This is a genomic window from Clostridium sp. YIM B02500, from assembly GCF_022324665.1.
Classification (GTDB): Bacteria; Bacillota; Clostridia; order Clostridiales; family Clostridiaceae; genus Clostridium; species Clostridium beijerinckii.
Map to the genome: position 1 here is coordinate 70,096 of NZ_JAKGTE010000011.1, position 11,782 is coordinate 81,877.

Sequence of the window (11,782 nt, forward strand, 5' to 3'; positions counted from 1 at the left end):
AATATAAATAAGTTTGTAAAAATAATTTTGAAAGATAGTGGAGAACTAAGATGTCAAGATGAAGCGTTGCAAGAATAATTAGAAGCTGACTACAGTATGAACTCAAATTCATAAATTATAAATTAAAGGTACAAGTAAAGGACTGCTTGTACCTTTAATTATATTTCTGCATAAAGTCTAAGAAGGTGAAATTTTATAAGTTTGCTTAATGTTTTTTTATCATTTGTTATTTACAAGATTACAACAAATGATTAATTGCACCTATAGCCATATCATCATTATTACCAATTATGAGTTAAATGAGTTTTTGCTTCATCTTCATAAAATATGTAGAAATAAACAAATAGGTTGATTAGTCAACTTGACGATGATAAAGTATTGTTGACTAATCAATTATATTGCAATATGATAAGATGATAAATTTTAAAAGTATAAATTTGATAATGTTTATAAGTAAATGTGGACAAGGAGCTGTTATATTATCACTTTATAGTAAGAGATCAATCATCATGCTTTCAATAATTAAAAAGATTATTCAAAAGTAATTTATATAAGTCTGTTGTGAGAACGGGTTGTATGATGATCAAGATTATGTGAATATAAATAGAATATTTATATTCTATTTAGTAAAAATGTTCCATTATAAAAGTTGACAAGTCAACATAGTGTAAATATAATATAGTAGACTAATCAATTATATTATAAGGAGAGAATGATTATGGATGTTGAAAGCATGAACCTCATAATGATTACAAGTAAAATTTTCAGATATAAGCAAATGTATTTAGAAAAGGCCTTAAAAAAATATGGATTAAGCAGTGGTTCCAGCCCATATTTGTTTAATCTTGAAGGAAACGAAGGTATAAGCCAAAACGGCTTAAGCAAAGAACTTGGTAATGACAAGGCAATGTCTGCAAGAACAATTACAAAATTAGTAGATCTTGGTTATGTTTATAAAAAACAAGATGAAAAAGATAGTAGATCTTATAAATTATATTTAACAGAGAAAGCTAAAGAGGTATTGCCAAAAATTCATGAAGATGTTCAAATGTTGATGAGTTTAATAACAGAAGATGTATCAGAAGCAGAAATGTTAATTACAATGCAGTCTTTAAAGAAAATTCTAATCAATATTCGAAGATTAAACGAATTTGAGAATTAAGGTAATATGGCTATGTAAGCTAAATAGTGACAAGTGATAAAGGAGGAAAATTGATGGAAAATGTAAAAGATAGAAGCAAATGGTCCATATTAGTAATAGTTTTAATGTTTACAGTTATGTCTGCCCTAGATGGTAGCATTGTAAATGTAGCATTACCTAAAATGGCTATTGCTTTAAATGTAACAACATCTAGTATACAATTAGTTGCAACAAGTTATTTAATAGTAATCGCTGGGACAGTATTGATTTTTGGAAGACTTGGAGACATGCTTGGAAAATCCAAGATGTTTATATTTGGATTAGGATTATTTACCCTTGGATCGTTACTATGTGGCATAACAAATTCTTTTCCAATACTTATTTTAGCAAGAATAGTACAAGCTATAGGCGCTGCTGGAACTATGGCTAATAATCAAGGGATTATTACAGAAACATTCCCTCCACATGAAAGAGGAAAAGCTCTTGGATTTTTAGGTACTTCTGTAGCTTTAGGATCTCTAATAGGACCAGGACTTGGAGGACTAATAGTAGGCGCAGCAAGTTGGGAATATATTTTTTTGATAAATGTACCTATTGGTGTAATAGCATTATTTTATGCTATTAAATTGTTACCGAAGGGGAATAAAACAGTTAAGGGAAAATTAGATATCTTAGGAGCTGTATTATTTATGTTTGCAATAGTTCCACTCTTTGGAGCTTTAGATGAAGGTTTGAACATTGGCTTTTCAGATCCAATGATTTTATTGAGCTTTGCCATCGCAATTATCTCATTTATAATGTTTATTTTTGTGGAAAGGAAAAAAGAAGATCCTCTATTACAATTAAATATATTTAGCAATAAATTATTTTCTTTAAGTATATTTTGTGCATTTGTAACTTTTGTGGCAATCTTCTGTAACAATATTATTCTGCCATTTTACCTTCAAGATGTAATGAATTATACGCCAGAACATACTGGATTAATAATGATGGTTTATCCATTACTCTTAACTGTAGTAGCGCCTCTTAGTGGAAGCTTATCAGATAAAATTGGTTCAGAGCTTTTAACCTTCATAGGTTTGATACTTATAAGCCTAGGTTTAATATTAATGTCCACTTTAAATGTAAATTCAACTGTAATAATCACAATAATATTCATAGGAATTATGTCTATTGGTATGGGATTATTTCAATCGCCTAATAATTCTTTGATAATGTCAACAGTACCGAAAGAGAAACTTGGAATTGCAGGAAGTGTAAATGCTCTTGTAAGAAACTTGGGAATGGTATGTGGGATAGCTTTAGCTACAACGCTTTTATATAGCATGATGAGTTCTATAATTGGATACCGTGTTACAGATTTTGTAGCAGGGAGAAATGATGCTTTTATATATGCTATGAGAACTGTATATATAGTGGCTGCAGTAATAAGCTTAATCGGTGCTGCCTTGACTTTTTTAAGACTAAGAAGTAAAAAGCTGAAAAGCTCTAATATGCATTTGGAGCACCAGTTTAAAGTTTAATATGAACAAAGGTAAATATATACCTTTATTCATAGGAACATATTTAAAAAGATAACTATATTCCTATGTAACTATAAATATATGTAAATATTTATAGGACACATAAGAACTTCAGACATCATTGTGTAAAATAAGAGTTTATGAAATATAAGCTCTTATTTTTTTGGTGTGCCCAGCATGGGCACGTACTAATCGGTGAAAGTCCGTAATGGGGGCTGATAGTGCCAGAATCATAATTGTAAGGGATATACGAACATATGTTTGAAAATAATGCATTTTTATTGTATAATATGGATAAAGTATAAATTTAAGGAATAAGGAAGAACGAAAGCTATGGGTATAAAGAGTGAACTTGAAAGAACTAGAGAGGAATTAAATATATTAATTAAGAATAAGGAAATAATTACAAATGATAAGGAATTATTAGAGCTTAGTATAAAGTTAGATAAGTTGATTAATGAATATATGAATAGTATTAATAAAAGTATTTAGGTATTTTTTTATCGCAAAAATTCGAACTGATGTTTTTATATTATCTGTAGATTAGTATTTCTAAATCATATAGTTTTATGAATATATAAAAACAATGATATTAGCCAGAAAATAATAAAACATGTCCTTACCATTTACACTTAAGTGAAAATGGCAAGGCATGTTTTTCTCTTGCAAGTGTAATATTAGAATATATGGTTTTATATTCTAGTATATTTAATTTCATATTACACACAATAATAACTGAAAGAGGTGGTTCTCATGGACATTGATTTTAACAATAATATTTTAGGATTAGTCCGAAAATGATTTTAAAGTCCCCATAAGTACACTTGTTTCGAAACAGACCAGGGTTTAAAAATAAACCCTGGTTTTATATTTTTTGATACTTCTGATTATAACTATTTACAACCGAGAGTATCATTATGATTAAGTTAAAATCTACATAATAGATAAAAGGATAATCGCATTTATAGACGTTTGAGAATACTGGAATTGCTATTGCGTGGTATTTAATTAACTGTAGATTAAAAGTTTCTATAAGTTTTTGGAGTCATATTCATAATCTTAAGAAAGTTTCTATTAAATGAACGGATGCTTGAGTAACCACATTTATAAGTAATATCAGTAATCGGGTCTTCTGTATTTTTTAATAAATATGCCGCGTAATTAATTCTATTTTGATTAACAAAATCAACAAACGATATTCCGAGTACATTATTTAAATATTTGGATAGGTAATTGTAACTGTAGCAAAATTCATCTGCAATGCTTTTTAATGAGATATCTTTAGTAAAATTATTTTGAATATAGTTAAGAATTTTATGTAACAATTCATAATCATTTTTCACGCTTATAAGTAATTGAGTATGTTCCATAACTTCAGAACAAAGCAAATAAAGACAAGCTTTCATCTCGAGAACATTGACATTATCTCTGAAAATTTTGTCTAGTATAAGAGATCTCGCATTATGTGATAAATTAAAGACTGGATTTTTGAGAAATTTACCATAGATCATGCTGTCAAATGTTTTTACATATTCAGGGGAAAATATGCAAATACGAGCATCAGAGTACTTATTAGTTGAGAGAGAGTGGATTTCGTAAGGCAAAATTAATATGCATTCATCCTTTTTTACTTCAAAATTTCTATTATTAACAGAAATTTGAAGATCTCCATCAATAACAGATATGAACTCGAAGCTTCGATGTAGATGAACAGGGTAATTAAGACTAATTGGATGGTAGTGGGAAAAAAGAGTGTTTTTTCCAAAGTGGTGCGACTCGTATTTTAACATAGAATACCTCCAAGAGAGTAAATTTTGTCTACAATTATATAAATACTTTCTTGTTAAGTCAACCATAAATTTTATATTATTAAATTACAAATTGAATATTGTATTATAAATTTTAAGCTCCATAAATATTTAAGGAATAGAGGGATATAGATGAATGGTGAGCAAGAAAATACTCATGAATTTGCAGTAAAGGCAGCAAAAGAATTAGTATCTAAAATGACATTACAAGAAAAAGCGGAGCAATTAACTTATCAATCACCGGCAATAAAGCACTTAAATGTACCTGAGTATAATTGGTGGAATGAAGGTCTTCATGGGGTAGCTAGAGCTGGAACAGCAACTGTGTTCCCTCAAGCGATTGGTTTAGCCGCTATATTTGATGATGAATTTCTGGGAAAGGTTGCAAATATTATTGCTACAGAGGGACGTGCTAAATACAATGAATACAGCAAAAAAGACGACAGAGGTATATATAAGGGATTAACTTATTGGTCTCCCAATATAAATATTTTTAGAGATCCTAGATGGGGACGTGGACATGAAACTTACGGGGAAGACCCTTATTTAACATCTAGATTAGGGGTTGCATTCATAAAAGGATTGCAAGGAGAAGGAAAATATTTAAAGTTAGCTGCTTGTGCAAAACATTTTGCGGTTCATAGCGGACCAGAAGGATTAAGGCATGAATTTAATGCGGTAGTTAACAAGAAGGATCTATATGAAACATATTTACCAGCATTTGAGGCATGTGTAAAAGAGGCAAATGTTGAAAGTGTAATGGGAGCATATAATCGTACAAATGGGGAGCCATGTTGTGGTAGTAAGACTTTGTTGAAAGATATCTTAAGAGGCAAATGGGGATTTAAAGGACATGTAGTATCTGACTGCTGGGCTCTTGCAGATTTTCATTTACACCATATGGTTACAAGTACTGCAACTGAATCAGTAGCATTGGCTATAGAAAATGGCTGTGATCTTAACTGCGGAAATATGTATCTTAATTTGCTATTAGCTTATAAAGAAGGCTTAGTAACTGAAGAACAAATAACTACAGCAGCAGAAAGATTAATGACGACAAGATTTAAATTAGGTATGTTTGATGAAGATTGTGAATATAACAAGATACCATATGAAGTAAACGATTCTAAAGAGCATAACGATGTTGCATTAATAGCTTCTAGAAAATCAATGGTATTACTAAAGAATAATGGAACGCTTCCATTGAATAAATCAAATTTAAAATCAATAGCAGTAATTGGTCCTAATGCAAACAGCGAAATAATGTTAAAGGGAAATTACTCTGGAACAGCATCTAAGTATACAACAATATTAGAAGGAATTCATGATGCAGTTAGTGATGATGTGAGAGTATATTACTCTGAAGGATGTCACTTATTTAAAGATAAAGTGGAGGACTTAGCAAGACCAGATGACAGATTATCTGAAGCGATTTCAGTAGCAGAAAGATCTGATGTAGTTGTATTATGCCTAGGATTAGATTCCACAATTGAAGGAGAACAAGGGGATGCTGGTAATAGCTACGGGGCAGGAGACAAAGAGAATTTGAACTTGCCAGGAAGGCAACAAAATTTACTCGAAAAAGTACTTGAGGTTGGAAAGCCAGTTATTGTTGTCCTTGGAGCTGGAAGTGCTTTAACACTAAATGGTGCAGAAGAAAAATGTGCAGCCATTTTAAATGCATGGTATCCAGGTAGCCACGGAGGAACTGCTGTAGCGGATATATTATTTGGAAAATGCTCACCGAGTGGGAAATTACCAGTAACTTTTTATAAAGACACAGCTAAGCTTCCTGAGTTTACTGATTATTCAATGAAGGGAAGAACTTATAGATATTTAGAACATGAGAGTTTATATCCATTTGGGTATGGTTTAACTTATTCAACAGTAGAATTATCTAATTTACAAGTGCCTTCTGTTAAGCCTAGCTTTGAGAGTTTTGATATTAGCATAGAGATTAAAAATACTGGGGAATATGATATTGAAGAAGTAGTTCAATGTTATGTAAAAGATATAGAATCAAAATATGCTGTATTAAATCATAGCCTAGCAGGATTCAAACGCGTTTCATTGAAAAAAGGAGAAAGCAAAATTGTAACAATAAAATTGGATAAGAAATCATTCGAAGTTGTAAATGATGACGGAGAAAGGCTTCTTGATAGTAAGAAATTCAAATTATTTGTAGGAGTATCACAACCAGATAAGAGAAGCTTTGATCTTACCTCAATATCGCCATTGGAAGCAAATATTGAATTAATATAGAGATTTAAATTATATATTAAACAGACAAATTATAATTACAAAAACGTAAGTTAGTATGGAAATAAATATTCAAAGAAAAGATAGGAGAGAATCATATGAAAAATATTGCAAAACAAAACGAACCTCTAGTAACTCATATTTATACGGCAGATCCTTCTGCTCATGTATTTGAAGGTAAGATCTACATCTATCCTTCTCATGATCTTGACCAAGTACAGATTTCAAACGATAATGGTGACCAATATAACATGGAAGATTACCATATTTTATCTCTTGATGATACTAATTCACCTTGTATCGACAATGGAGAAGCACTGCACTTAAAAGATATTCCATGGGCAAGTAAACAATTATGGGCTCCAGATGCTGCTTATAAGAATGGAACTTATTACTTGTTTTTCCCAGCAAGAGATAAAGAAGATATCTTTAGACTTGGAGTAGCTACTAGTGAATCTCCTTCTGGACCATTCAAAGCGCAAGAAAGTTATATACCTGGAAGCTATAGCATTGATCCTGCTGTTCTAATGGATGACGATAATAGATCATATGTTTATTTTGGAGGCCTTTGGGGAGGACAGCTAGAAAAATGGCAAACTGGCACTTTTAATCCAGATGGAGAAGGTCCTGCTGCTACAGCACCTGCTATAGGACCAAGAGTAGCTGAATTAAATGATGATATGCTTACATTTAAAGAAGCTCCAGAGGAGATATCAATTGTTGATGAAGATGGAAATCCTATACTTGCTGGTGATGAAGAAAGAAGATATTTTGAAGGACCATGGGTTCATAAATATAATGGAAATTATTATCTTTCATACTCTACTGGTAGCACACATTGCATAGTATATGCTATGAGTAAGAATCCAAAGGGACCTTATACATTTAAAGGAAAAATACTTGATCCTGTAATTGGTTGGACAACTCATCACTCAATTGTTGAGTTCCAAGATAAATGGTATTTATTCTATCATGATAGTTCTTTATCAGGTGGAGCAGACAACAAACGTTGTGTAAAATACACTGAAATAAAGTACAATGATGATGGTACTTTACAAAAAGTAGAGTTATCTTAATAATCTAAATTATAATAAATATGTATCTTGAAAGTTTATAGAAAGGTACTTCATATTTGAAATTCACCCTGTCAAGTAGACAGGAGAAATAATGAAAAATTATGATGCTAAGGTCTGATTTCAATAGTCCATTGGAGTCAGGCCTTTTAATATTTTATATAGTCTGTTTATGTATAAAATTCTTAACTTAAGGAGGAGAATTATGTTAAAAATTAAAAACCCAATCTTAAAGGGCTTTAATCCAGATCCATCTATATGTAAAGCTGAGGACAACTACTATATTGCAACCTCTACTTTTGAATGGTTTCCAGGAGTTCAAATTCATCATTCCAAAGATCTAGTGAATTGGGAGCTTATAGCACATCCATTGAATAGAGTCTCTCAGCTAAATATATTAGGAACCCCTGATTCAGGTGGAATTTGGGCGCCATGTTTGTCCTATAATAAAGGTATCTTTTACTTAATATATACAATAGTAAATAACAATGGACATATTAAAGATACCCATAATTATCTGGTGACCTCAAGTGATATTTGTGGCGAGTGGTCAGAGCCTGTGTATCTTAATTCAAGTGGTTTTGATCCATCTCTATTCCATGACGATGACGGAAAAAAGTGGCTTATAAACATGAAATGGGATAATCGTATAGGAAAGAATAATTTTGCTGGTCATCTTTTACAAGAATATGATGAAAAAAACAAATGCCTTACTGGCCCTGTAATGAATATATTTAAAGGGACAGATTTAGGTTGTTCTGAGGGTCCTCATATATATAAGCATAATGAGTACTATTATTTGATGGCTGCTGAAGGAGGCACTAGTTATGAACATGCAGTAACACTTGCTCGTTCGAGAGGACTTACGGGTCCCTATGAGGTTCATCCACAAAATCCAATTCTTACTTCTGTGGGAAGTGATATGCATAAAGTTCTTCAAAAAGCAGGACATGCAAGCATAGTGGAAGGTCCTAATAATGAATGGTTTATGGTTCACCTTTGTGGAAGGCCTCTTCCTGAAACAGATCGTTGCATTCTAGGAAGAGAAACGGCTATACAAAAGGTGGAATGGCGTGAAGATGATTGGCTTTATTTATGTTCTGACACAGATAACTTACCTTCTTGGGAAATAGAAATTAACAATAACAGTGAAAGTGAATCAAATAATGAAGAAGATGTCTTAGTTTCACAGTATGACGATTTTAATAATACTTTATTAAATATAAATTTTCAGTCCTTAAGAGTTCCAGCGGAAACCTTTATGTCACTTACTGAAAGGCCAGGATTTTTAAGGTTATATGGAAAAGAATCAATGTTCTCCAAGTTTGCACAAAGTATGATAGCAAGACGTCAGCAGAACTTTGTTTATTCTGCCGAAACCTGTGTTGAATTTGAGCCTGAAACAACGTTGCAGCTTGCAGGATTAATTTGCTATTACAACACAGAAAACTATTATTATTTGAGGATAAGCATGGATGAAGAATTAGGAGGCAAATGCATAGGGGTTTTAGCTAGCATAAATAATGATTTATCAGAGTCCATGACTCAGGATGATAACATCTTGATAACTGATGTAGAACGTATTTATCTAAAAGTGGAAGTGAATTTTGGGCAACTTAGATTTTTCTTTGCTACCAATAAGGACGAGTGGAGGCCTATAGGCAAAGTTTATGACGCAAGTACATTGTCAGATGATGCTATCAAAGGTTCATGGGCTTTCACCGGTGCTTTTATAGGAATTGCGTGTCAGGACTTATCGGGTATGAATAAGTATGCAGATTTTGATTATTTTTCATATGTAGAGGGGAGATAAGTTAAAATCCCAATTGCATTATCATAAATGGTTCATATGTCAAAACAGGTGGTTTCAATATAGATTTAAACCACCTGTTAATATATAATATACGGAGATAAATAAGAAGTATTTTAAAAATTTATTTATCAAGTTTAAGTTGATCTTCGCCCCATACATATAATTCCTTTAATGTAGGAAGTAAGGCTTTTCCTCTTTCTGTCAAAGAATATTCAACCCTAGGGGGAATAGTTTCATATTGAGTTCTAACAATTAGCTTATGTTCTTCTAATTCCTTTAAGGACTTTGTAAGCATCATGTTAGTAACACCTTTAACTTTTCGCTTTAATTCATTATATCTAGTAGAATCTTTACTTGATAAATACCACATGATAGGTAATTTCCATTTTTGACCTAAAATATCAAGTGCATATATAACAGGACACTCTGTTTCATAGATATTATCATCAGGGAATTCTTTATTATAACGCATATAATCACTCATAAGTATAGCTCCTTTGAATCTTATGGTATACTTTTTATACTGACACAGAAAAAACTGCATACTTGTATATTTATACCTTTATGTTATATTGATTATAACAGAAAAATAAAACATTAAAAAGAGGAGTGTTATTTGTGAAGGTTTATGCTATCAATGGAAGCCCAAGAAAAAATAAAAATACGGCTACATTACTTCAAAAAGCTTTAGATGGAGTGAAAGAAGCGGCGAAAGATAAAGAAATTGAAACTGAAATAATTAATTTATATGATTATAACTATACTGGATGCAAAAGCTGCTTTGCTTGTAAGAGACTTGAAGGGAAAAGTTATGGGAAATGCGCAGTAAAAGATGATATTCAAGAAGTTTTAGAAAAAGTGTCTCAAGCTGATGGAATCATTTTTGGATCTCCAGTATATTTTTTAGATATAACAGGTCAATTGCGATCATTCATCGAACGATTATTATTTCCTTATTTAGTGTATGATAAAAATTATTCTTCACTGGCACCAAAAAAAATGCCAACAGCAATAATTTATACAATGAATGTAACAGAAGAGATAATGAATAAGTCTGGTTACTTATCAACTTTTAATAATGTAGAAGGAGCGATTGAAAGAATATTCACAAAACCATTAGTTATGTATTCAAATGATACTTATCAATTTAATTATTACTCAAAATATAAAATGGAAGTATTCTCTGAAGAAGCAAAAGCAGAACATAGAAAAGTTCAATTTCCTTTAGATTGTCAAAAGGCATTTGAAATAGGGGCTAGTCTAATAAAGTAATATATATAAGTTTAATCATAAAACATTTTACAAAGTCATAATAGATGAGGTATAAAGATATTAACTTAAATGAATGGAGATGTATATATGAAATTTATAGAATTAGCTGCCAAAAGATATTCTGTAAGAAGTTTTGACACAAAGAAAATCAGTCAGGAGGATTTAAATTTAATTTTAAAAGCAGGACAATTAGCTCCGACTGCTGCAAATCGTCAACCACAAAGAATTTTGGTACTTGAAAGTGAGGATGCTCTTGCTAAACTACAAACTTGCACAATTTATCATTTTAATGCACCGTTAGCCTTACTTATATGCGCCGATAAAAATGAAGCATGGGAACGCAGCTATGACGGAAAAGTCCACACTGATATTGATGGAAGCATTATTGCAACGCATATGATGTTACAAGCTGCTGAACTTGGATTAGGTTCAACATGGGTTGGTCATTTTGATCCTGCGGCTATACGTGAGGCTTTTAATATACCAATAAATCTTGAACCTGTATGTCTTTTACCAATTGGTTATCCAAGTAGCGAGGCTAAGCCAAATCCTAACCACGAAAAAAGAAAGGATATTTCCAAAACTGTCTTTTACAATAATTTTTAATGTATGATTTATTTATTAGGATAATTTAATTGTATAGGAAATTATAGAATTTTTAAGAGTCTAAAGCTAGATGAAATCTGGCTTTAGGCTCTTCGGTATGTTAAGAAGTAACTATAAAATTAAGAGGTATACAAATGAAAAAGGATAAAATAAATAAGATACTAGAAGACTATTGGAATAGTTTTGTGAAATTGTATGGTAAAAGCAAAAATAAAGAAAGCCCGACGTGCAAGCCGGGCTTTAAATATGTGCAAAAAATGAGCTACTACAAACTTAGTTAATTACTT

The 11,782-nt window shown here is 31.4% G+C and carries 10 protein-coding genes; 8 read left to right on the forward strand and 2 right to left on the reverse strand.

Annotation, left to right across the window (positions count from 1 at the left end; all coding sequences use genetic code 11):
* Positions 1 to 718 precede the first annotated feature (718 nt).
* The 3 genes from L1S46_RS11400 (at position 719) to L1S46_RS11410 (ending at position 3,156) form a co-directional block, all read left to right on the forward strand.
* Entirely contained in the window at positions 719 to 1,162 is a 444-nt protein-coding gene (locus L1S46_RS11400) for a MarR family winged helix-turn-helix transcriptional regulator (RefSeq protein ID WP_238900054.1), read from the forward strand.
* 53 nt (positions 1,163 to 1,215) lie between these two features.
* On the forward strand, positions 1,216 to 2,664 hold the full coding sequence (locus L1S46_RS11405) for an MFS transporter (RefSeq protein WP_238900055.1): 1,449 nt from the start codon (positions 1,216 to 1,218) through the stop codon (positions 2,662 to 2,664).
* A gap of 333 nt (positions 2,665 to 2,997) precedes the next feature.
* Positions 2,998 to 3,156, forward strand: a complete 159-nt coding sequence (locus L1S46_RS11410) for an aspartyl-phosphate phosphatase Spo0E family protein (protein ID WP_023974926.1) — start codon at positions 2,998 to 3,000, stop codon at positions 3,154 to 3,156.
* Positions 3,157 to 3,683: 527 nt separating this feature from the next.
* On the opposite strand, the gene L1S46_RS11415 is transcribed toward L1S46_RS11410, so the two are convergent.
* Positions 3,684 to 4,454, reverse strand: coding sequence for an AraC family transcriptional regulator (locus tag L1S46_RS11415; protein WP_238900056.1), 771 nt, complete (start codon positions 4,452 to 4,454; stop codon positions 3,684 to 3,686).
* Between the two features lie 150 nt (positions 4,455 to 4,604).
* On the opposite strand from L1S46_RS11415, the gene L1S46_RS11420 reads away from it, so the two are divergent.
* The 3 genes from L1S46_RS11420 (at position 4,605) to L1S46_RS11430 (ending at position 9,617) form a co-directional block, all read left to right on the forward strand.
* The gene (locus L1S46_RS11420) at positions 4,605 to 6,734 is read left to right on the forward strand and encodes a glycoside hydrolase family 3 C-terminal domain-containing protein (RefSeq protein WP_238900057.1); all 2,130 of its coding nucleotides are present in this window, start codon (positions 4,605 to 4,607) and stop codon (positions 6,732 to 6,734) included.
* A 95-nt stretch (positions 6,735 to 6,829) separates the two neighbouring features.
* Positions 6,830 to 7,807 (forward strand): glycoside hydrolase family 43 protein, encoded by a 978-nt coding sequence (locus L1S46_RS11425; RefSeq protein WP_041900571.1) that lies wholly within the window; start codon positions 6,830 to 6,832, stop codon positions 7,805 to 7,807.
* Between the two features lie 202 nt (positions 7,808 to 8,009).
* Entirely contained in the window at positions 8,010 to 9,617 is a 1,608-nt protein-coding gene (locus tag L1S46_RS11430; protein ID WP_238900058.1) for a glycoside hydrolase family 43 protein, read from the forward strand.
* Positions 9,618 to 9,738: 121 nt separating this feature from the next.
* Here L1S46_RS11430 and L1S46_RS11435 read toward each other — a convergent pair whose 3' ends face one another.
* The gene (locus L1S46_RS11435; protein WP_012061121.1) at positions 9,739 to 10,101 is read right to left on the reverse strand and encodes a helix-turn-helix domain-containing protein; all 363 of its coding nucleotides are present in this window, start codon (positions 10,099 to 10,101) and stop codon (positions 9,739 to 9,741) included.
* 134 nt (positions 10,102 to 10,235) lie between these two features.
* Here L1S46_RS11435 and L1S46_RS11440 point away from each other — a divergent pair, with 134 nt between their 5' ends.
* Together L1S46_RS11440 and L1S46_RS11445 are read left to right on the forward strand one after the other, a co-directional pair.
* Entirely contained in the window at positions 10,236 to 10,889 is a 654-nt protein-coding gene (locus L1S46_RS11440; protein WP_238900059.1) for a flavodoxin family protein, read from the forward strand.
* Positions 10,890 to 10,976: 87 nt separating this feature from the next.
* A complete protein-coding gene (locus L1S46_RS11445; protein ID WP_041900565.1) occupies positions 10,977 to 11,495 on the forward strand; it encodes a nitroreductase family protein in 519 nt (172 codons plus the stop codon).
* Positions 11,496 to 11,782: the final 287 nt, after the last annotated feature.

Coding starts and splice junctions, on each gene's coding strand:
- L1S46_RS11400 (WP_238900054.1), top strand. CDS start 719: ATGGATGTTGAAAGCATGAACCTCATAATGATTACAAGTAAAATTTTC.
- L1S46_RS11405 (WP_238900055.1), top strand. CDS start 1,216: ATGGAAAATGTAAAAGATAGAAGCAAATGGTCCATATTAGTAATAGTT.
- L1S46_RS11410 (WP_023974926.1), top strand. CDS start 2,998: ATGGGTATAAAGAGTGAACTTGAAAGAACTAGAGAGGAATTAAATATA.
- L1S46_RS11415 (WP_238900056.1), bottom strand. CDS start 4,454: ATGTTAAAATACGAGTCGCACCACTTTGGAAAAAACACTCTTTTTTCC.
- L1S46_RS11420 (WP_238900057.1), top strand. CDS start 4,605: ATGAATGGTGAGCAAGAAAATACTCATGAATTTGCAGTAAAGGCAGCA.
- L1S46_RS11425 (WP_041900571.1), top strand. CDS start 6,830: ATGAAAAATATTGCAAAACAAAACGAACCTCTAGTAACTCATATTTAT.
- L1S46_RS11430 (WP_238900058.1), top strand. CDS start 8,010: ATGTTAAAAATTAAAAACCCAATCTTAAAGGGCTTTAATCCAGATCCA.
- L1S46_RS11435 (WP_012061121.1), bottom strand. CDS start 10,101: ATGAGTGATTATATGCGTTATAATAAAGAATTCCCTGATGATAATATC.
- L1S46_RS11445 (WP_041900565.1), top strand. CDS start 10,977: ATGAAATTTATAGAATTAGCTGCCAAAAGATATTCTGTAAGAAGTTTT.